The organism is Sphingobium sp. SCG-1, assembly GCF_002953135.1.
Classification (GTDB): domain Bacteria; phylum Pseudomonadota; class Alphaproteobacteria; order Sphingomonadales; family Sphingomonadaceae; genus Sphingobium.
The window spans coordinates 383,095-405,317 of the sequence record NZ_CP026372.1; the positions used below are offsets into that span (position 1 = coordinate 383,095).

General features: G+C 56.1%; 17 protein-coding genes. 10 read left to right on the plus strand and 7 right to left on the minus strand.

Annotated elements, in window-relative coordinates:
* Positions 1-5: 5 nt before the first annotated feature.
* Positions 6-1,295 (plus strand): CitMHS family transporter, encoded by a 1,290-nt coding sequence (locus tag C1T17_RS01775; protein WP_104951940.1) that lies wholly within the window; start codon positions 6-8, stop codon positions 1,293-1,295.
* A gap of 124 nt (positions 1,296-1,419) precedes the next feature.
* Here the strand turns inward: C1T17_RS01775 and C1T17_RS01780 are convergent, their stop codons facing one another.
* The gene (locus C1T17_RS01780) at positions 1,420-2,379 is read right to left on the minus strand and encodes an MBL fold metallo-hydrolase (RefSeq protein WP_189338450.1); all 960 of its coding nucleotides are present in this window, start codon (positions 2,377-2,379) and stop codon (positions 1,420-1,422) included.
* A 567-nt stretch (positions 2,380-2,946) separates the two neighbouring features.
* Here C1T17_RS01780 and C1T17_RS01785 point away from each other — a divergent pair.
* Positions 2,947-3,702 carry an SDR family NAD(P)-dependent oxidoreductase gene (locus tag C1T17_RS01785; RefSeq protein ID WP_104951942.1) on the plus strand — a complete coding sequence of 252 codons (756 nt, stop codon included), beginning with the start codon at positions 2,947-2,949 and terminating at the stop codon, positions 3,700-3,702.
* Positions 3,703-3,765: 63 nt separating this feature from the next.
* Here C1T17_RS01785 and C1T17_RS01790 read toward each other — a convergent pair whose 3' ends face one another.
* The 3 genes from C1T17_RS01790 to C1T17_RS01800 all read right to left on the minus strand — a co-directional run bounded on the left by C1T17_RS01790 (position 3,766) and on the right by C1T17_RS01800 (position 6,921).
* Positions 3,766-4,890 (minus strand): AbrB family transcriptional regulator, encoded by a 1,125-nt coding sequence (locus C1T17_RS01790; RefSeq protein WP_145958931.1) that lies wholly within the window; start codon positions 4,888-4,890, stop codon positions 3,766-3,768.
* An 84-nt stretch (positions 4,891-4,974) separates the two neighbouring features.
* On the minus strand, positions 4,975-5,652 hold the full coding sequence (locus C1T17_RS01795; protein WP_104951944.1) for a Crp/Fnr family transcriptional regulator: 678 nt from the start codon (positions 5,650-5,652) through the stop codon (positions 4,975-4,977).
* Positions 5,653-5,739: 87 nt separating this feature from the next.
* Positions 5,740-6,921 carry a citrate synthase gene (locus C1T17_RS01800; protein ID WP_189338452.1) on the minus strand — a complete coding sequence of 394 codons (1,182 nt, stop codon included), beginning with the start codon at positions 6,919-6,921 and terminating at the stop codon, positions 5,740-5,742.
* 87 nt (positions 6,922-7,008) lie between these two features.
* Here C1T17_RS01800 and C1T17_RS01805 point away from each other — a divergent pair, with 87 nt between their 5' ends.
* On the plus strand, positions 7,009-8,847 hold the full coding sequence (locus C1T17_RS01805; protein ID WP_223262743.1) for an AMP-binding protein: 1,839 nt from the start codon (positions 7,009-7,011) through the stop codon (positions 8,845-8,847).
* A 45-nt stretch (positions 8,848-8,892) separates the two neighbouring features.
* Here the strand turns inward: C1T17_RS01805 and C1T17_RS01810 are convergent, their stop codons facing one another.
* Positions 8,893-9,201 (minus strand): DUF4387 domain-containing protein, encoded by a 309-nt coding sequence (locus C1T17_RS01810; protein WP_104951946.1) that lies wholly within the window; start codon positions 9,199-9,201, stop codon positions 8,893-8,895.
* Complete coding sequence (locus C1T17_RS01815) at positions 9,201-10,598, minus strand: acyclic terpene utilization AtuA family protein (RefSeq protein WP_223262744.1); 1,398 nt, start codon at positions 10,596-10,598, stop codon at positions 9,201-9,203. Before C1T17_RS01815 ends, C1T17_RS01810 begins: the two co-directional genes overlap by 1 nt.
* A gap of 240 nt (positions 10,599-10,838) precedes the next feature.
* Here C1T17_RS01815 and C1T17_RS01820 point away from each other — a divergent pair, with 240 nt between their 5' ends.
* From C1T17_RS01820 to C1T17_RS01850, 7 genes are all read left to right on the plus strand, one after another.
* Positions 10,839-11,840, plus strand: coding sequence for a phosphoglycerate dehydrogenase (locus C1T17_RS01820; protein WP_104951947.1), 1,002 nt, complete (start codon positions 10,839-10,841; stop codon positions 11,838-11,840).
* A complete protein-coding gene (locus C1T17_RS01825) occupies positions 11,821-13,146 on the plus strand; it encodes a glycerate kinase (RefSeq protein ID WP_104951948.1) in 1,326 nt (441 codons plus the stop codon). The genes C1T17_RS01820 and C1T17_RS01825 overlap by 20 nt, the downstream gene beginning before the upstream one ends.
* 13 nt (positions 13,147-13,159) lie before the next feature.
* Positions 13,160-14,236 carry a tartrate dehydrogenase gene (locus C1T17_RS01830; protein ID WP_104951949.1) on the plus strand — a complete coding sequence of 359 codons (1,077 nt, stop codon included), beginning with the start codon at positions 13,160-13,162 and terminating at the stop codon, positions 14,234-14,236.
* A gap of 66 nt (positions 14,237-14,302) precedes the next feature.
* Positions 14,303-15,487, plus strand: coding sequence for an acyl-CoA dehydrogenase (locus tag C1T17_RS01835; protein WP_104951950.1), 1,185 nt, complete (start codon positions 14,303-14,305; stop codon positions 15,485-15,487).
* A 15-nt stretch (positions 15,488-15,502) separates the two neighbouring features.
* Positions 15,503-16,699, plus strand: coding sequence for an acetyl-CoA C-acyltransferase (locus tag C1T17_RS01840; protein WP_104951951.1), 1,197 nt, complete (start codon positions 15,503-15,505; stop codon positions 16,697-16,699).
* A gap of 344 nt (positions 16,700-17,043) precedes the next feature.
* Positions 17,044-19,311: a TonB-dependent receptor gene (locus C1T17_RS01845; protein WP_104951952.1), complete on the plus strand. Its 2,268-nt coding sequence runs from the start codon at positions 17,044-17,046 to the stop codon at positions 19,309-19,311.
* Positions 19,312-19,547: 236 nt separating this feature from the next.
* Positions 19,548-21,017 (plus strand): MFS transporter, encoded by a 1,470-nt coding sequence (locus C1T17_RS01850; protein WP_104951953.1) that lies wholly within the window; start codon positions 19,548-19,550, stop codon positions 21,015-21,017.
* On the opposite strand, the gene C1T17_RS01855 is transcribed toward C1T17_RS01850, so the two are convergent.
* Entirely contained in the window at positions 21,004-22,203 is a 1,200-nt protein-coding gene (locus tag C1T17_RS01855) for a citrate synthase (RefSeq protein ID WP_104951954.1), read from the minus strand. The two genes, C1T17_RS01850 and C1T17_RS01855, sit on opposite strands and share 14 nt — an antisense overlap.
* Between the last annotated feature and the right edge of the window lie 20 nt (positions 22,204-22,223).

A 22,223-nucleotide genomic window follows, 5' to 3' on the forward strand; every position in this document is an offset into this window, starting at 1 on the left:
AATCTATGTTGATGCTTCTTGGCTACCTCATGGTGCTAACTTTCATGATTATGATCATGACCAAGCGCCTGTCCGCTCTGGTGGCATTGACAATTATTCCCGTGATATTCGGCCTGCTTGCGGGCCATGGCGCCGATATTGGCGCGATGGCTGTAGAGGGCATTTCAAACCTTGCTCCGACTGCGACATTGCTTCTCTTTGCGGTGCTGTATTTTGCGGTGATGATCGACGCCGGTCTGTTCGATCCGCTGGTTAACCGGGTTCTAAAATTCGCGGGCGACGACCCAGTGCGCGTTTCGTTGGGCACCGCAATCCTGGCGCTTGTCGTTTCGCTAGACGGCGACGGCGCTACAACGGCTTTGATTACAATTACGGCATTCCTGCCAGTCTATCACAGGCTGGGCATGAATCCCCTCGTGCTGTCAGTTAATCTGGGCTCGGCTGCCTGTGTCATGAACCTTACGCCCTGGGGAGGACCTTTGGGCCGGGCGGCTGCTGCACTCCATGTTAACCCCTCCGATATCTTTATACCCTTGTTGCCGACCTTGGCGGCCGGAATTGCAGGAACTCTTTTGGTCTCATGGCATCTCGGACGTCGGGAGCGATCACGCATTGCCGTGGAAGGGACCGGAAGGCACAGCCATAACAAAGGACTTATCTTCGAACGGGATGAGGCGCTGCTCCGTCCCAAAATGTTTTTCCTGAATCTGGTGCTCACCCTAATGATCCTCGGTGCGGCAATCTCGGGCATTTTGCCTCTGCCGCTCCTGTTCATGATCGGTCTCTCGGTCGCTCTACTGCTTAATTACCCCTCGGTTTCGCAGCAAAGCGCACGTATCAAAGCGCACGCCGAAAATGGTTTGCCAATCGTTTTGCTTATTTTGGCGGCCGGATCATTCACTGGTGTGATGCAGGGGACCGGAATGATCGACGCCATGGCAAAGGGCGCAGTTACACTCGTCCCCCCCGCTTTAGGGCCATGGATGGGTGTAGCGACCGCTTTTCTGGCTATGCCGCTAACGTTCGTGCTATCGAATGACGCCTTCTACTTCGGCGTGGTTCCCGTAATCGCTGAAACCGCCAGCCACTACCAGATAGAGGCAGTCGTGATCGGACGCGCTTCTCTGCTCGCCCTGCCCATTCATGGTCTAAGCCCTTTGATCGCCGCAATATATCTGATCGCTAGTCTGCTGGGCAGAGATGTCGGCGCCATGCAGCGGTTCGGACTTAAATGGGCGATTCTCCTGTCACTTGTTCTGATTGGCGCTGCGACATTGACGGGCGTGATTATCTGACGCGATGGACCTTGCTTTCGAGCAGGGCGGCCTTGGAGTACTCGTCCGCTACGGCGCTCGCCACATCGAGCACCGCATACCCGCCAGCATTGCGATGCTGACGGGTATGGGGGCTAGGTAGGCATCAGAACGCCAGCCAGGTGCCATCTTTCAGACGATTTGCCACTGCCCTTTGGCACTGGCCAAAGATGCCAAGAAATCGATCGACGCCATCAGGGCCCATAGCAAACGGGTTGGGCGACGCAGGGTTGGCTTTGAGCTGACGGAGATGATAAAACATCGCGCTTTGATAGGGGTGCGTGTTGATTACGGTGTCTGCCCCTAACTGCGCTGCCACTGACCGCAGATAGTCCATTGAGATGGCATATTGCATTGCCTCTTCAGGATTGTCGTTGCCGCTCATGACTAAGAGCTTACGCATTGTGCCTTGGTGAAGCACGGGAACAACGACTGACATTTGCCCTGGCGTATGGCCTGGATCAAGTATTGCGGCGACTTCCGTTTTGGCGCCAGTGCGGATCATCATTGTGCCGGTTTTCAGCCCTGGCTCCGGATGCACCAAGATGTCGAATTTTTGGGGAATCGACAGTAGCCGGGTGGCGTGAAGTTCCTTAGCCTCTTCGGGTGTTTTGGGCTGCGCGCGGGGCGAAACTAATGCGGAAGGATAAGGCGACTTGTTCCCAGCCAGCAAGGCTGCGCGTGACTGATCGACAATGCGGGCGTCAGGTTCGCTGATGACGACCTTTGCTCTTGGTGCGATCTTGCGGATCAGATTGACGCCGCCTGTGTGGTCCCAGTGATAGTGGCCGACGAAAACATAGCGAATATCCTTGGGGTCGAGACCAGCGGCGGGCATTTCCGATAAAATAGCCTTCTGAAATTCCTCAGGCGTACTCATTGTGTCAAATAGAAGAAGGCCTTCTGGCGTTTTGACAACAACGACGCCAAGCCCGTCGGCTCCAAAATACCATGCATTGTCGAGGAATCGAACACCCCCGGCTGGCATGAGCCGCCGCGCTTCCGTCGAATGAAAGAAACCCTTGGGCGAAACATAGTCGCGCGTGATGTCAACGGGATCGTCCACCGTTTGCCCGGTGCCTGCGTCACGAGGGCTCCTATAGCCGGTTTCGCACCAGACTCGATATTCCCAACGCATCAATGGATTGTCGTCGACCAGGGAAAGCGCCTTTGCGGCATCATTATATCCGCGCGCTAGCGGGAGATCGGGTTTGATGGGGCCGCGAAAAGGTTTCGCTTCCTCTTGGGACGCTTTTTGCCCAGCACCGGACGTTGCGAGTCCAGCGGCAATGCACATTGCAAAGCCTGTACGAATTAGATGCCGCCGCATTCCGTATCTCCGATGTTGCGCGTGGCTGCGGCCCAATAGGACGCACCTCACGTCGTTTTGATGTGTGACGTGACTTAAGGACAGCGCTCGCTAGGCGCCTCCTCAGGGAAAAGAGCCCCGTGATCGGAATATCGGTGGAAGGCATCTTGCTCAATCATGCCTCAGCTATGAATTGATGCATGGCCTGCGAGACGCTTTTTTTTGTTGCCCTATGAGGATAGCGGAACACGTCATTGGATCATGAACCGTCGGGAGCTGCTCTCCACTGACTGTTGTCTAAGACTTATATAAAGGAGGCGAACAGTGGAATTGACTTATCAGAACCGTACGGCGCTGGTGACCGGCGCAAGTCAAGGGATCGGACGCGCCTCCGCCCTCGCTTTGGCGCGTTCCGGTGTTCGTGTTATTGGTGCGGCGCGACGCACCGAAATGATCGATGCGCTTTCTGAGGAATCGATAGCGTCCGGAGGGCAACCGATCGTCAGCTTGTCATTCGACATGTCACTTACCGGAACCTCCAGGCTACTCGCGACTCAGGCGGAACATCTCGCCGGCGGCGCAATCGACATCTTGGTCAACGCTGCCGGTGCAAGCCGACCGATTGCCTTGGAAAGCCCTGATGAAGAATGGCGGGATGCTATGCAGATTGGCTTTTTCGCTGCCCGGGAACTTACTCACGCTTTGCTGCCGAAGATGCGTATGAAGGGCTGGGGCCGTGTCATCACCATTACGGGAACGTCCGAACCTCAGTTTCTGAGCGCTTCGACGCCAGCCAAGGCGGCGCTGCATGTCTGGTCGAAAGGCGTTTCGCTTGAAGTTGCTCAAGATGGGGTGACAATGAATTGTATTCAGCCGGGCCGGATACGAAGCGAACAATTGATGCGCAAATTTCCTACGCCGGATCACGAAAAGGAATATGCCAAAAATTTGCCAATGGGACGTTTGGGAGAAGCGGAAGAACTGGCTGCGGCAGTCCTGTTCCTAGCTTCTGCCGAAGCTGCCTACATTTCCGGCACTGTTTTACCTGTAGATGGAAGTTTTCGACGCTTCGCATTTTGAACGCCCCGTCATCCGTCATTAAACAAGGCGTCCGGCCCTGCGCGCGCCAACGCCGTCACCTGTTCATTCCTTCGTGCGACGGGCAATACCTCGTTGCACGATAAAACGCGCCAAGGGTGGGGCTACGATTAAGACTACAATCAACCGGACGATTTGCGCCGCTAGCACTAGTGGCAGATCGACATGAGTGCTTGTCGCGATGATAATAACAGAGTCAAGTCCGCCAGGGCTCAACGCGAGATAGGCTGAAAGCGCATCTACTCCCAGCAGCCAGGACAATAAAACGGAAAGTGCGCCGCACAATCCGATCATCGCAGCTATCAAAACAGTAATTCGGGGCATCAGCTTAATAGATGCGGCCAGCGAAGCGCGGGTGAATTTAAGGCCTATGTTCCACCCGATAACAGCGAATGTAGCTGCCAGAAGAAATGCAGGAAGTTCTAACCTTCCAAGACCCGTAACCTGGAGGAGTGCGCCTCCAAGCATCGGCACGAACAGAACTGCCACTGCCCGGCCACTGACCCAGGCGGCCAACGCCCCCGCCAGGGCTAATAAAAGCGTCTCGGTAAATGCAAGACGGTCAATGGGAGGAAACCATATCATGGCTGCGCCCGTCATCGGGATGCCGTGCCCATGTGCTTCGGGGCTTCCTAGTAAGGTGCCGACCAGGATAGCGATCAGCGCGGAGGCAAGGACGCGCAGATATTGCATGATGGCAACGATGCGCGGATCGCTTCCATATAGCTCCGACAGCATTACCATTGCTGACGCCGCGCCCGGTGACAGCCCCCACACAGCGGTGCTCTCAGGGAACCAGCCCGCGCGGCTAACGCATACGGCAAGCGACACGGTTATTAGGATAATCAGGAGAGAGAAGCCGAAAAGTATCGGTAGATAACCCAGTGCCGCGTGCAGCAGGTCAGGTGAAATGGCCATGCCCAGCCGACAGCCAAGTAGCGCCTGCGCCGCCATCACTACAGGCCGACCGAGTTTTAATTGCCCATGGACCTGGGCAAGCGCGACTGCTGAGATCATTGGCCCGAGCATCAACGCTGCCGGGACGTGAAGCGTTCGCAACGTCCAGGTCATGGCAATCGACAGGAGCACCAGTATTGCCCAAGCGCCAGCACGTATTCCCATTACTCGCGATGCCGCTGAAAGCCCGCTTCGATCCTCGTTATTGGTCACGTGGATTTCCTTGCCTTGATGCTTGTCAGTTCCCGCTGGGACTCAGGCGAGGAGCTGTTGGAGATCGAATGTTGATGTGGCGTATCAGCTGGCCATGTCCGCCAGCGCCTGCTGGTTAAGTACGTGAATGCAGCCATAAGATGTCTCAATATCACCGTTGATTTTTAGCTCGGAGAGGAGCGTGCCGAGGTGCTGTCGCGATACACCAACCCTTCCCGCGAGATCCTCCTGAGTAATCTGAAGAACGGGATGGTCGAAAGCCTCACCGAAAGACGCCATGCCTAAGATCATTCCGGCCAACCGCGCACGGCTCGATTTGGCCAACACGGCGCCGATGAAGGAGAGTGCGGCGCGCTGATGCTCGCAGGCGATCAGCGCCACATGGCCATATATTTCAGGGTGATCCCTTGAAAAGGCGACGATCTCCCGCAACGGCAGGTGCCACAAGCTGACTTTGCCCTGGCATACTGCATCGTGTGGCCGAGGGCCGCCATCGATCACCGAAAGCTCCCCAAACCAATCCTTGGGCCTGACAACAAGCGTCAGAAGCTGCCGCCCGGCCGCGGGGTATGCCATGAGTCGAACGCGGCCGGAGACCACTTGGTACAACCCATCCGCTTGGTCGCCCACCGCATATACCAGAGCGCGATCGGCAAAGCTCCTTAGCCGCATATGCGCACGAACAAAGTCGCGAGTTGCCTGCGGCAGGCGCGAAAGCCATTGATCGTTGTCGCCTATAGTCTCATCCAACTGCTTTGGCATTATCGGATCTCACCCAAAACCGCTTGATGATCGATCAAACTGCAAGGCAATCTGACAATTTCTTGCACTTTGCTTTCGGGACGGTTCTCAATCACCGGCGTCTGCTGGTTGCCCTCCGGCATTGCCAACCTGCTCCATACAGTGAGCAACCCACCCTGCCGATCGACCGACAAGATACGGCGCCTCACTTGAACTCAATCCGACAAACTCTCGCCGGGACTGAAGGCCTGTGAGCGCTTCGGCGAATGTGCTGACAAACGCAAAATTGGGGCGGAGCGCCCGGAATTCGTAAGCCAACTCTATAGCCCGACGCAATTTCCGATAACCGGGATGATCGTGGAGCGCGCGTTCGCAGAATGCGATCAGCGCGGTGGCACGAGGATCGCCGTCAGGATAGATCGGGCTGCCGAAACCAGGCAGTTCCTGCCCTTCCTTTAACTGGCGTGTCACCACTGCTTCTGAGTCTTGAACGGACAGAATTTCTGCGATGAAGCGGCGCAAGGACTCGTTCTGGCCGAACTTACTCTGTCGCCCAACGGCAAGTGCCAGCCCTACGGATACGGAACGCCAGGGTGTGACGCCCGTCTTGGCGACCATACGCACCGCATAGGTGCTCTCGGTTATGCCATGATCGGCGGCGAGAATTAGCACTCTTCGCAGCAAATCTGTTTGTTCAGGCTGCAACGATAATGAGCGTTCGAACTGGAGGTGGATCGGCTCCTCCGATGCATTTCCCTTGTTCAAAATGATGGCCGTCAACCAGCGGACGATATCCACTCCTGTCGCAGCCATTCCTGCTGGACTAAGATCATACGCGCGCGGATTGGCCTGCTCCAGAAACGGAATATGAGCAAGCGCCCGGTCAACGCCCGCTTCCGCAGCCAGTAGCTTATCAAGCTGCAAAAAGAGTTTTGGACTCCGGGGTGGTCGACGGTCGAAGATTGTCTCATCCACATCCCACAACCTGGCAGCAACCTGCTCGAAGGTTGCCGTCTCGGATAACTCAGCGGCGCTTTTTCCGCGATAGAGTAATTCGTCATCTCGGATGATCGTGATGCGGCTGGTTATCTGAACGTTATTGGGGGAACCAGCCGTTTGTCCGGCTCGTGCTTTGATCTGCTCGATATCGACCCGGCGATACCGATGTTGCCGCGTACCTGGGACCGGACGCGACCGAATGCCTTTCCTACTGACATACGCATAAATCGTTGCACGTGACACGCCCAATATTGCCGACGCTTCGTCTGCGGTTACATAGTCATCTTCCATGCCAAAGTTCTTACATGTTGATAGCATTGCGTCAACCTTGACGCCTTGAATCGAGTGGTACATTTCAGCGATCTTGTGGAGGTGAAGATGACCAGCATGCGGGTGTCCGAAGCTGCTGCAGAAGTTTGCGAGGAGGAAGTCCTTCTTGGTCCAGATGTGCGTATCGAAGGCATGCGAGATGCCCGCTATACGCCGCCAAACCGCTTCCGCTGTAGCAGGCTTGCGAGCGGCGAGGTACGTATCGACAATATTGGTGATTACTCCACGCGCTTCAAATCAATGAACGCGGCGCTCCTTTACTGGGCGACAGTCGCACCAGATCGAGTCTGGTTGGCCGAACGATCAGGTATAGGCTGGCGCACGATCAGCTTTTCCGAGGCTCGAGAGCGGATCGACCGACTTGCTGGTGCGCTGAGCGAAATGGGGATTGATCGTGTAAGTCCGCTTCTGATCCTGTCGGCGAATTCGATCGATAATGCGTTGATAAGTTATGCGCTGATGCGGCAAGGCGGCATAGCGGCCCCGGTTTCACCCCAATACGGTTTGGCGGGGGCAAATCCGGCACGCCTGACGTCGGCTTGCGCCATTTTAAGGCCTAACGCTGTCTATGTGGAAGATGCGGCTCTGTTCGCTGAAGGACTAGCGCTGGATTGTCTCGCAGGTCTGCCGGTCATCGCGTCAAAAAATGAAAGGGCCGGCGATCTCCCGTTCCAAGCGTTGTACCAATCGTCGGTTACTGCGGCGTCCGAACGACCAGATGATATTGCGCGCTATCTCTTGACGTCAGGTTCGACGGGCGAACCCAAAGCAGTGATATGCACGCACGCAATGACTGCGCTCAACGCGGCGCAACTCACTGCCTGTTTTGACGACACAGACCCGCCGGTTTGGGTCAATTCGGCCCCATGGAGCCACAGCATGGGCGCGCACGCGGTGCTTCACCAGTCGCTGCATCGTGGAGGAACATTGTATATTGATCGTGGCCTGCCCACGCAGGCGCGCTTCGGCGAAACACTGCGAAACCTGTCAGAAATTTCGCCAACAGGCCATTCAATGGTCCCGGCGGCATGGATGATGCTGACAAATGAACTGGCGCGCGACCGGAACTTGGCCAAGCGCTTCTTCGCACGCGTTCGTGTCGTTCAGAACGGAGGCGCGGCGTTGGGTCAGGACGTGGTCGACCACTTCGAAGCGACGGCGGTGAAGACAGTAGGGGAGCAAATCAGCTTCGGCAGCGGCTATGGTGCGACGGAGACGGGGCCATCGATCTGCAATGTTCATTGGCCCAATACGCGGATGGGAATGTTGGGACTGCCGATTCCGGGTACTTCCGTAAAGCTGGTGCCTGCCGCAGGAAAGGCCGAGTTGCGGGTGAGGGGGCCTCAAGTCATGCAGGGTTACCTGGGCTTGCCCGCCTTGTCTGCTGCCGCGTTCGATGAAGAAGGCTATTATGGATTGGGCGATGCTGTTCGCCTTTCTAACCCAGCGGACCTGACCAGCAGCCTCATTTATGAGGGACGGTTGTCGGAGAACTTCAAGCTAGCCAGCGGCACGTTCGTCGGCGTGAGCGAGCTACGTCTTGCGATATTGTCTGCTGTAGGACCGGCCGTATCCGACGCAGTAGTCTGTGGCGAAGGGCACGCTCAAATTGGCGTGCTCTTCTATCCTGATCTTAATTGGAATCGTTCTGAAGTACGGGCTGCGGTGGCAGAGGGTCTCCACCGACTTAATGCCGGAGCAAAGGGCCAAGGCAGTCGGGTCGGTCGTGCAATGGTCCTGTCGGATGCTCCTGACCCGCGCCGAGGTGAAATTACCGATAAAGGCTATATTGCCCAGGCAGTTGCACGTAGCGTCCATGCACTACTGATTGAGCAGCTTTTCGCGGCGAGAGCGGGTGAAGATGTAGTTGTCCTATCTTCACCCTAATGGCCAAGGACCGACGGACATAAAATCCGTCGGTCGGCAGATCACTTAATCGAGTTCGATATCGAGCAGGCGGACGAACATCTGGCCGCTATGCAAATCCCGTTCGACGCGAGAACCCGAAGGCGTGGGACGCACGCAGGAAATTTTCACCATCTCCAGACTTTCGACCGGAAAGCTCTTTACGAGTTCCGGATCTGCACCGAAAAGCCGCTTGAAAGTATCGGGTCCAATTGCCGGGCTACGAGAATAACGATCGAAAGCCTCCTTGTTCTTGAAGAACAGGTCGAACGTCACCCAAAACGGACCCGCATTCTTCGAGCGGACATAGTGGCACACTTCACCAACCGTAGTCATTACGCAGCCTCCATCACACTTAAATCGACCCATTCAGTCCGCACCAGTTCCATTGGATCGTCGCATTCTACGACGTGATTGAGGCGGAATTCATATAATTGGCCGCGCGGAATGTCGGCCGGGCTAAATGCGAAGCCATAGCTAGGCATATGCGAATCGTGGCCGGGCATATACATGTGGAAGAAGATCGGATTGCACGCTTTGGCAATCTGAGTGGCCATATCCTGCGTATCAGCGGTGGCAACGAAAAGAACGCCCACATCGCGGGGCGCAGGCGTGCCTGCAGGCACTTTATCGCCCGACGTTCCATTCCAACCATACAGACGCAGAGAAATGTGGAAGTCGCCGGCAGCATCACCAATCGTGCTGCGTACGCGGTCATAAAGCACTTTCGTCATCTTTTCTTCGAATGCATCGAGATCGTTCAGTACGACCGGATCCTGGATACCGACCAACATGACCGTCTGATACTGACCGGCGGAAGCGCCCTCCAGCTTCATTGTGTAAGGCTTCTCTTCCCATACTGAGCCGGACACTCTGGTGACGCGAGGGTTGATCTGCTCGTAATGGGAATTGGTCACGTTGAGTACACCGCCCGGCTCAACCAGCATGAACGGGTCGCTGTTCTCGTACAGCATATGCGCCGATACACTGTGCGGTGTACATCTATTAACAGGGTTCAGCGCCTCGACATCGAAGCTGTCTTTGTTAATCCGCAGCAGAATTCCACGGCCATCGATGTCCTTCACCGATGCTTGGCCGCCACATTCGCCAATCTTACCCGCGTGCCAACTTGGTCCCAATGGCGCGCCTTTCCATAGCGCGTAGCAGCAGATCGCGGCGGTGTCGGTCGTTCGGCCACCCAACACGATGTCGGCACCAGCTTCAAGTGCGGCCACAAACGGTTCTGGACCCATAGCAGCGACGATATGGGCGCAATCATCTATGGTCGTGTCATCTAGCGGGCCCATCGGCGCAAGCGGACGGATTTTGCCTGCCGCATTCTTGGCTTTCAGAATCTCCTTGCTTTGCTCTGAATAGAGGCAGGCGATCTTCGGCTGAATGCCAAGCTCCTTGGCGATCTCGACAGCGATATCTCGCGTCCAGTTCAGATTGGCGTCGCCGCCAGCCTGGCCGCTGGTTCCCACCACGATGGGAATGCGGGCTTTGGCCGCAACTCGCATGAGTATCGTGAGGTCGCGTTTAACCGCTGCTCGATTGTTCTTCGACATACCAAGGGCGAGATAAGCGGCCCCGCTATCCGTGGATCCGGCGTCAGTAGCGATCACGTGCGCGCCCTGGGCGGCGCCATATTCCATCTCTTCTTCGTTCGCGCCTGCGCCTAATGAGCCGTTGGGGACCATGATCACAATTGGGCCTTCGAATTCCCGCTCCATAACATTCTCCTCATCAATTTCGGATCAGATGAGGGCCGGTAATTCATCAATGCAACATGTTCGTCAAGATGTACGGCAGTCGTCAACATATGTATCATAGTCTTAAAGGCTGCCGTACATCTTTCAGGTTCCTGCCTGCCCAACGTCACCCGCATCAATTAATACCGAATGTTGGATTGCGATTGAGGCGGCAGGCCGATACCCGGTCAGCAATGGCTTTAAGCAGAGGGAGGGTCTAAAGTGCACAACCGGCGCGTCGTGGTAACTCAACGTTTTTTTGACGATAAGACGATTACCTTCCTGGAAAACGCTGGGTGCACCGTTGTCCAAGCAGAGCTTCCTGCGGGTCAGGCCGACGGCAATCTTTCTCATGACGAATTGGTCACATTGCTCCAAGGTGCGGCGGGCTGGATCGTCGGCCACGCGAGGGTGACGCGGGAACTCCAGGCCGATCTTCCTGACCTTCAAATCATCTCGCGACGAGGCGTGGGCTACGAACGGGTTGATCTGGAGGCTGCAAAGGACTTCGGGAAAGTTGTCTGCATAGCTGCGGGCGGCAATGATGCTTCGGTGGCCGATCACACGATGTCGCTGATGCTGGCGGCTGGCCATCGCTTCCGCGAAACGCAGCAGAACATGATTACGGGTAACTGGTCTATCCTGATGGGTTCGGATCTTTACCAGAAGACTGTCGGCATTGTCGGCTTGGGCAGAATTGGGCGCAGCTTGGTCCAAAGGTTGAAGGGGTTTGACGTTCAGATATTGGCTGTGGACGAAGATCGCGGCGACGGCTTCGTGCAGCAAAATGGGATAGAGTTGGTTAGCTTGGATGACCTGTTGACCCGTAGTGACTACATCTCGCTGCATGTGCCGCTTACGCCTGAAACCAAATTCATGATTGATGCGTCGGCACTGCTGCGGATGAAGCGTGGTGCAATCCTCGTGAACGCGGCGCGTGGAGGTCTGGTTGATGACAAGGCGCTGCTGGATGCGCTGAAGTCCGGACATATCGCCGCTGCGGGGCTTGATGTATTTGTGAGTGAGAGCGATCCTGAATACAAGTCGGTCACGCAAGAGTTGATCGAACTGCCAAATGTCATCGCCACGCCACATGCTGGTGCATCTACTAGAGAGGGGCTTGACCGTACCAATATGGTCGCGGCCCGTTGTGTGGTCGCTGTTCTCAATGGAGAAAATCCGCCAGCGCAATGCGTAGTTGCGGATGGCAGGCGTGCAGGTTAGTCCATTGGACGCTAATCCCGCACCGGGTGTTGCGGTTACTACACCGGTGCCGCCACAGGTGGTTCTGCGGCGGATGTTTGATGCGGCTGTGGCAAGCGCATTACCGGAATTATGCGTGCCCCCTGCGTTGCCGCTCAGGCCATCCGGTCGTACAATCGTGGTGGGTGCCGGGAAGGCTGCGGCTGCAATGGCTCGTGCCGTAGAAGCCAATTGGGATGGTCCTTTGTCAGGGCTGGTGATTACCCGCTATGGCCATGCAGTGCCTTGTCGACAGATTGAGGTGGTCGAAGCGAGACATCCGGTTCCGGACGAGGCTGGCGTGCAGGCAACCGAGCGGTTGTGCGCGCATCTGCAGGGCCTAAGCCGCGACGACTTGGTTATCGCCTTGATTTCCGGGGGCGGATCTGCGCTGCTGACTGCACCTCCTCCCGGCGTGCCGCTGATCGATGAGCAGCAACTGGTGAGTTCGCTCCTGAAATCGGGAGCCACGATCTCGGAAATGAATTGTGTGCGCAAGCACCTCTCGGCCGTCAAGGGCGGTCGATTGGCGCTCGCTGCGGCGCCAGCGCGTGTCGTAACCCTTATCATTTCAGATGTGCCCGGCGACGACCCGTCGACGATCGCATCAGGTCCCACGGTGCCTGATAGTACGACGCGCCAAGAGGCATTGGAGATACTCACCCGATACGATCTGGCAGTTCCCGGCTCAATCCTGAAGTGGCTGGGCGATCCGGCGAGTGAAACGCCTAAGCCTGGCTCATTCGAAAGCCAGCATCATATGATCGCGACGCCGCAGATGGCTCTTGAGGCGGCCGCTGCCGTCGCGCTTGATGCGGGATATGCGCCACTCATCATAGGAAGCGCGATCGAAGGCGAAGCGCGAGAGATTGCAAAGATGCACGCCGGCATTGCTCATCAGGTTCAGAATTACGGCCAGCCGTCGGTTACGCCATGCGTCCTTATCTCTGGTGGTGAAACGACGGTTACGGTTACTGGAAAGGGGCGAGGTGGGCGTAACGCTGAATTCCTCCTTGCCTTGGCGGTGGCGCTGAACGGCGCGAGCGGTATTCACGCGATCGCCGCAGATACCGACGGCATCGACGGAACAGAGGACAATGCAGGGGCCATCATCGGCCCTGATATACTACAACGCGGCAGTGTCCTGGGGATTTCCGCAGCGCAAAGTTTGGGCAGCAATAACGCTTATCAATTCTTTAAGCGCACAGACTCTCTTGTGATGACGGGCGCGACGATGACCAACGTAAATGACTTTCGCGCAATCCTGATTGATGGATCGCGCGGCTAGGAGCCGATGAATCATGAGTAAATCAAATATCCATAGGATCGCAGTAATTCCCGGTGACGGGATCGGCAAGGAAGTCGTCCCCGAGGGTATTCGTGTATTAGAAGCTGCTTCCGCCAAGTACGGATGCGGGTTCGAGTTCGACTACTTCGATTTCGCGTCGTGCGATTATTACCAGAAGCATGGTCGGATGATGCCGGAAGACTGGAAGCAGCAGATCGGCGGCCATGACGCGATTTTCTTCGGCGCTGTTGGTTGGCCGGAAACTGTGCCAGATCATGTGTCTCTTTGGGGCTCGCTGATCCAGTTTCGTAGGGAATTTGATCAATATGTGAACCTGCGCCCCGTAAAGCTGATGCCGGGGGTGCCCAGCCCACTTGCCAACCGCGAGCCGGGCGACATCGATTTCTTTGTGGTCCGCGAGAATACTGAAGGTGAATATTCATCGATCGGTGGCAAAATCTTCCCTGACACGGATCGTGAGATCGTAATGCAGGAAACGGTCATGACTCGTGTCGGGGTCGATCGCATTCTGCGCTATGCCTTTGAACTGGCGCAACGCCGTGAGAAAAAGCATTTGACGTCGGCTACCAAGTCGAACGGCATTTCGATCACCATGCCTTATTGGGATGAGCGTGTGGAAACGATGGCTCGGAATTACCCGGATGTGCGCTGGGACAAATATCATATCGATATTCTAACGGCGCATTTCGTGCAGCACCCCGATTGGTTCGACGTAGTGGTCGCTTCGAATTTATTTGGAGATATTCTCTCCGATCTGGGACCTGCTTGCACGGGCACCATTGGAATCGCACCAGCCGGGAACATTAATCCGGAGCGGCATTTTCCTTCACTGTTCGAGCCAGTTCACGGCTCTGCACCCGATATTGCCGGCCAATGGATCGCCAACCCCGTTGGGCAAATCTGGTCGGCGGCCCTGATGCTGGACCATCTTGGAGAATTAGAAGCTTCTCGCGCCATTCTAACTGCGATCGAAGATGTGCTATCGGAGCCAAAGTTACGTACGCGCGATCTCGGCGGGGCTGTGGGAACGATTGAGTGCGGCAAGGCAATCGCCGACGCACTCTCCTGAACGTCTCCGCGGTGGCTTTTGATCGGCAGTCGACTACATGTGCCGAAGTGGGGAGTTTCCGCTGCTATGAATGACGTGATTAAATTTGACTGGTCTGACCCATTTTTGCTGGAAGCCCAGCTGACTGAAGAAGAACGACTGGTCCGTGATGTGGCACGCGGTTATTCGCAAGATCATCTGGCTCCGCGGATTATTGAAGCCTTTTCGAAAGAGCATACTGATCCCAAAATTTTTCGCGAAATGGGTAAGCTGGGGCTTTTGGGTCCAACTGTTCCGGAGGAATATGGCGGGGCGGGAGCATCCTACGTCGCTTATGGCCTGATCGCCCGCGAGGTGGAGCGTATCGATTCCGGCTACCGTTCGATGATGTCGGTACAATCGAGCCTCGTCATGTTCCCCATCTACGCTTATGGTTCGGAGACCCAAAAGCGGCAGTATCTGCCGCGACTGGCTGCGGGCGATGCTATCGGTTGTTTCGGTCTGACCGAGCCTGATGCTGGCTCTGATCCTGGCGGCATGAAGACGCGTGCGGTGAAGACCGCAAACGGATATCGATTGATCGGTAGCAAGACCTGGATCTCCAATGCGCCGATCGCTGACGTCTTCGTGATCTGGGCGAAGTCCGAGGCACATGGCGGAGCGATCCGCGGCTTTGTGCTAGACCGGGGCACACCAGGCATCAGCACTCCTAAGATCGAAGGCAAGTTGTCCCTGCGCGCGTCGATCACGGGCATGATCGTGCTGGACGACGTTGAGGTGGGAGAAGACGCACTGCTGCCGGGTGTCGAGGGGCTTAAAGGTCCATTCGGTTGCCTCAACCGCGCTCGTTATGGCATCTCATGGGGTGCATTGGGCGCGGCGGAGTTCTGCTTTCATGCCGCGCGTCAGTACGGACTCGACCGTCATCAGTTCGGCCGACCGCTTGCCGCAACGCAACTCTTCCAAAAGAAGCTTGCGGATATGGAGACGGAGATCGCGCTGGGCCTCCAGGCGAGCCTGCGTGTTGGGCGCTTGATGGATGAAGGGCGGTTTGCGCCGGAAATGGTGTCAATCGTCAAGCGCAACAATGTAGGGAAGGCGCTCGACATCGCACGTGTCTCACGCGACATGCACGGCGGCAATGGCATATCGGGTGAGTTCGGGGTGATGCGTCACCTCATGAACCTAGAAACGGTGAACACCTATGAGGGAGCGCATGATGTACATGCTCTCATCCTTGGCCGTGCCATCACCGGAATTGCCGCATTCTAGCACTGGAGAATAATCATGCGCGAGGCAGCGATTGTTTCAACGGCGCGGACAGGTATTGGCCGCGCCTACCGTGGCGCGTTCAACATGACAGAAGCGCCTGTCCTGGCTGGGCATGTAATGAACGCTGCTATCGAGCGGGCGGGGATAGACCCGGCACGAATTGACGACATATTCTGGGGCGTCGGCAATCAGTGGGGAACGCAAGGCGGCAATGCGGGCAGGATGGCCACGTTCGCTGGCGGTCTGCCACAAAGCGTTCCGGCGTTTACGCTTGATCGAAAGTGCGGCTCGGGCCTGACCGCGCTGGCGCTTGCGGCGCGATCCATCATTGCCGGAGATATCGATATCGCGTTGTCAGGAGGCATGGAGTCAATCAGCCTCACCATAAATAAGGACGCGCCGCGCTACGTTAATCAATCTGTATCGGACCGTGAGCCGCACGCGTACATGGCTATGATCGAGACCGCCGAGATCGTCGCGGAGCGCTACGGCATAAGCCGCGAACGTCAGGACGAGTATGGCGCGATGAGTCAGCAACGCGCCGCCGCCGGTCTGGCGAGTGGTGCGTTTGCCAAAGAAATTGTGCCGATCACGGTTGAGAAAGCGCTCTATGACAAAGAGGGCAATCGCACCGGTAGTGAGAGTGCGACCGTCACGCAGGACGAGGGCATTCGGCCGGATACTACAATAGACGCCCTACGCAATTTGAAGACAGTTTGGAAAGACGGCCAGGTGGTCCAGGAAGGGCGGCATATCACCGCAGGCAATGCCAGCCAGCTCTCCGATGGTGCAGCGGCGCAGATCGTGATGGACCGTGCCACCGCCCAAGCGGAGGGGCGAGAAATCCTGGGGATTTATCGTGGGTTTCAGGCAGCAGGATGCGCGCCGGAAGAGATGGGCATAGGCCCGATTTTCGCCATCCCCAAATTGCTTAACCGGGCCGGGCTTTCCGTTGCCGATATTGGGCTTTGGGAACTGAACGAAGCCTTCGCCAGCCAATGCCTATACTGCCGCGATCACCTTGGCATTGACCCGGAAATCTATAACGTCAATGGAGGCGCCATCGCGGTCGGCCATCCATTCGGCATGACTGGCGCGCGGCTGATCGGCCACGCCCTTATCGAAGGCCGCAGACGGGGCGTCCGCTATATCGTCGTTTCCATGTGTACCGCAGACGGCATGGGCGCTGCAGGGTTGTTCGAGATCGTCTGAACTGTAAACACGGAACATCTGCGTAATTTCTCCAACATAATCTTCAACTGCGATAAGTGCAGGCTCTGGCACTACCTCGAGTGCAGAGTTAAAGCCCATGCGCTGCACGCGCATTGGCATCGCCAGCCGTTCAGCCCGCGCCAAATTACTGTGCAGTCGAGCATCAGCATTCTTCGTTGCCTCATCCGTGTGCAGGCGCGAAAGTCTTGCCAATAAAAAGGCTAAATGGAACAAATGCGTCATGCTAATCAGGGAAGGATCGTTCATTCCATAGATAGCTGAGCATGGGCTTTGAGCACCGGCATGGGGCGGCAAGATACGACCGCTGAAGAAGGGGAGGATTGATGAAATTGAAACCGTTAAATGCTGCACTTTTGGCGACTACTGCCTTGTGGATGGCAACAACCTGTACGGCCTCGGCGCAGGCTACGGCAGATCCCGCAGGTTCCTCGCTCGCTCAACCAAATCAAGCGCAAGAGGCTCAGCCCATAGGTGGTATCAGCGACATCGTGGTTACCGCACGACGCCGCGAGGAATCCTTGCAAAATGCTCCGGTAACTGTGACGGCCTTCTCGGGTGCGGAACTTCAAAGCAAGGGCGTGACTGATGTCACGCGACTCCTACAGATATCTCCTGGCGTGAATTTCGACGCATTCCCTCGGGCCGCGCCTCGCCCATTCTTCCGCGGGATCGGCAGTTCCAATCAGGGTGCCGGTGGCGACCCGTCCTCTGTGGGATTTCTGGACGGCGTGTACCTCGGTCGGGCCGCGATGCTGGGTATCGATTTCTACGATTTGGCTCGTGTCGAGGTACTTAAGGGCCCGCAGGGCACACTGTTTGGGAAGAATGTGGTGGGAGGGGCCATCAACTTCATAACTGCAAAGCCAAAGCTCGATGCGGAAGGCAGCGCTGAACTCACACTGGGTGAATATGGTCAGCGCGACGCGCATATGATGCTGAACGTCCCAGTGACCGACTCCATAGCAAGCCGGATCGTTCTGGGCGCAGTGACCAATGACGGCTACCGGCGCACGCCAACGGGTCGCCCTTTGGATGACGAAAATAAGCTTAGCGCTCGCTTTCAGACTATGTTCGGCCTCGGATCGGGGACGACTTTCTTGTTATCAGGTGACATTGCTACACAAGATCTTGCTCAATCTTCCCGCTTCAATGTCAGGGTTTTACCCGACAACGGGAGTACCAAGCCGCGAGGTTTTGACGATTACGATAAGCCGCGTGTTGCCAATCCCGATCGCTATGGCAAGATCAAGGCACAAACTGGAGGTGTGCGTGGCGAATTCGTCACCGACATGCTGGGTTTTGCAGCGCTAACGGCCACTGCGGCGTGGCGTTATGTCGACTATGATTCATCTGATGATCTTGATGGCGAGTCCGCCTCCGTCAATCTGGCGCGGGGGCTCCAAGTGCCTGCGATTCAAGCGGTTCAGGTGGAGCATGCGGATTCTTACTCCGTCGAAACCCGGTTGAACTCAATAGGGTCTGGCCCGCTCACCTGGGTGGTGGGCCTTTACTATAACAATGATGAGATCGATCGAGATCGCGAAACGCAAACGCAAGTCATTCCCACGACGATCAACCTCTTCCGGGCGCACGCTTCGACGCACAGTTATGCCGCCTACGGCGAGGCGCAGTATAAGTTCGATTTTGGCCTCGGCCTGTTCGGCGGAGCTCGTTACACCGACGAGCGGAAAACCTATGAGTTGATGCGTCTGACTGGAAGCCGCGCAGCACCTACGGTTGGCTTCTCAACATTCGGTACGCCCGGCGAAGCGCATTCGAAACTGGCAACCTGGCGGGTCGGCGCTGATTTCAGAGCGAATAACAACATCTATCTTTTTGGCAGTGTTTCGACCGGGTTCAAGGCTGGCGCCTTCCCTGAACAACCGTCATCGGCGGCGCTGGCACGGCTACCCACTGCCCCGGAAAAAGTGACCAATTATGAGATTGGTTTTAAGACTGACTGGCTAAATCGCCGCCTGCGCTTCAACGTTTCGGCATTCAACGCCGTGTATGACGGCCTTCAAACAATCAACGTTATTCCCGACGCGAGCGCCGGTCCTGGCCAAACGCGCGTGAATGTGAATAGCGCCGACGCGACGATAAAGGGAATTGAGACAGAAGTCATCTTCGCTCCCGTGAAGCTCATCGACCTTACTGTCCGATATAGTTATATCGATGCTACCTTTGATCGATTTGTACAAACGACGGCGATACTTGCAAATGGTTCAGCGGTGCAGGCTGATCTCGCAGGCAATCGGCTGACGCGAACGCCGGAACATGCGGTTACAGCCACCTTGGGCCTCAACACGCCGGAAATGGATTGGGGATGGCTCCGTTTTGAAGGAAGTCTGGATTACCAGTCCGAGATTTTTGACGATGCGGTCAACGACCTTCAGGAATATCGGCGGCCCCGTACATTATTTGACGCCAGTGTGACCTACAATGTCAACGACCGGTTCTATTCGCGCCTTTGGGTAAGAAACTTGACGGATAAGGAATATCGGACTTGGCAAGTCGATCAGGCAGGCGGCCTCTTCGTCCAATATGGTCCACCGCGCCAGTTCGGCGTCACGCTTGGCGCGAAATTCTGATGTCAGGCGGCAGAAAGGCGCCGGAAGTACGATCTGCTCTGTCATCGTGCCCGCAAATGGCTGAGGAGCAACAGCAGGAAAGATTACTGGCATCAGCACGTGCCGTAAATACTCGATGCGCCGCTAATGAAGCCAGCATGTTTGAGTCAGATTTCCGGCGCAGGACGTTAAACATTGTCGACCGCCGGACCTGTGCCTAAGTTTGACGCGCGAAGGATTCTGACGGTGGAGCAACCATGAATAGTTCCAAGGCCCGCCCCGCCGCAGAGCGCCCGCATGTCGGATGGGCCACCTTGCTTTTTTATGGTGTCGGAGCGTGCTCGTCAGGAATAAAAATGCGGGCGCTCAGCAGTTTCTTGCTGATCTTTTATAATCAGGCGGTTGGAATGAGTCCGGCATCCGTTGCCTTGGCCATTACCATTATAACCATATTCGATGCGATCGTTGATCCACTTGTCGGGTACTTGTCAGATAACTTCAAATCGCGGTGGGGCAGGCGACATCCATTCATGTACGTTTCTGCCTTACCACTGGCGCTTTCCTTCTTCTGCCTGTGGAATCCCCCAGCCGGGATTTCGAGCGAGTTGCTCTTTTACTATCTCCTGGCATGCCTCATGGTTCTCAGGCTGTTCGACACCTTTTTTGAGCTGCCCTCGATTGCACTCGCGCCTGAATTGATCCACGATTATCACAGGCGTACGCTTATCGTCAGTATTCGGATATTCTTCCGAACTGTTGCCGGCGTGCTGTTCACAATCGCCGCGTTTCAGATTTTCCTTTCGGACGATCAAGGGGGTGTCACCAACAGATCGGGCTATTTCTCGTTCGCCGTGGCCGGTTCTGTCGTTATGGCTATCTCAATCCTCGCATCGACAATGGCCACACATCGCTTTATCCCTTGGCTACGTAAACCGGAGGCCACTACTTCGGGGCAACGGCAATTCTTCGCTGACATCATCCGATTGCTGAGAGATCCCGCAGCACGGATCATGCTTGTCACAGGTATGCTAGTTGCCATCGTAAGCGGGGCGCGTAACGGCCTGGACCTCTATTTTGGGCTATATTTCTGGCAGCTAACTCAGACGCAACTGGCGCTTGTAGCAACGTTGACCGCAGTCGCGACATTGCTGGGCACCGCGATTTTGCCGCCCCTCGCTGTCAGATTGGGTAAGCGCAGCACGTTGATTGCGGTTTATATCATCGGCTTCTTAAATATGGCTGTTCCTGTCGTTCTCAGGCTCTTTGATGTTTTGCCAGAGAACGGTACAAATACCATCTTCGCAATTATTGCAGTGGAGTCCTTTTTGCAGGGAATGCTCTATGTAATGAGCGCTGCCATGATGAATTCGATGCTATCGGACGTGGTTGAGGAGCTTGAAGTAAAAACCGGAAGACGATCCGAAGGGTTATTGTTTTCCGCCGACGCCTTCTTCAGCAAAGCCGTGTCGGGGGTGGGCATCTTAATTTCCGGCGCGATCCTATCGCTGATCCAATTCCCCACTAAAGCGAAGCCTGGTACGTTGCCAGCAGAAACATTATGGAATCTTGGAGCGGTTTACGTGCCGGCAGTTGCCGTATTTACTATTCTCGTTATCTTCGTAGTGAAGAATTTCCCGATTAATCAGGCACGTCATGAACGTAACCTGGCAATTTTACGGGAGCGGGAAGGTGGAGAGGCGTCGTTACCGACGGTTACCGTGGTCTAGCATCGGCTTCCCCGTTATTATCATGGGGCAGTGGCCCGGTATATAATGCCGGCGGGCGGGATTGCTCGCCGGCGCAATAGCGTTCAATGGCATGGGCGATCCACCCCGCCGAACGCCCCAGCACAAATAATGTGTCGCGTTGATGGGGCATGACACGTTTGCTGATGAAATGCGCGAACAATGCCAGATTGGGTTTGACCCCGAGTTCACTGGTAACGAACGTCACCGCTTCCAACAACGGCCGGAACGCCGGGTCGGCCCGAAAACGCTGGGATATTACCGCCAGCAGAGCAGCTCCGCGAGGGTCGCCCTGCGGATACAGAGTTGAACTGAAACCGGGAATACGGCCGTCATGACGCAGGCGACGAAGTATGACATCTTTGACATTTTGCTTGTCAATATCGTCGATGAACCGTCGAATTTCTTCGCTCCTGGTCGCAGCGCTCTGACGTCCGCCCATGACGATCAATCCGCCCGTTATGCAACGATAAGGTGAGATGCCCAGAGCCGCCATGGATCGGACGGCAAGGGTGCCTGGTTCCAGCCCATTATCGGCTGAGAGGATCAGCAGGCGGCGTATCAGGTCCGCCCAGCCATCGGCCAACCCCATCGATTGTGCCACAATTTCGTGCAGAGGCCCTTTGCCTAAGCTGTCCTGCCGCAAAAGTATTGCGGCGAAGGTTCTTATGGCTTCCGCGCCGCTGGTAGCCATGCCCGACGCGGACAGATCAAACGCTCTGGGATTATCCGCTTCGATCAGAGTAAGCGTTGCTATTGCGCGTTCCAGTCCACTGGAACTGCCCATCGTTCCAATGATGGCCTGAGCCATTGGCGGCAACTTAATCGGGCGGTAGCTTGCAGCATGCCCTACGGGCATTTTGCATAGCAAGTCGATAACGTCTTCGAACGTTGCCTTTTCCGCAAGGTCAACGGCCAGCTCCCCACGATAATAAAGGGCTCCGGCATCGACTAACGAGACGCTGGACTCGGGTAGCTGAAATTCAGTTGATCGTTGCGGTCGCCCTTTCGGTCGCCGAGCGTTCAATACATCGCTCTCCCAATAAAGACGCTGGCGCGTTCCTTCCACAGGAATCGATCTGATCCCGCGACGGCTGACATATGCATAAAGCGTCGCACGTGAGACACCAAGCAGGTTCGCGGCTCGTTCGGCTGTGATGTAAGACATGAGCGGGTATGTAGACTAAA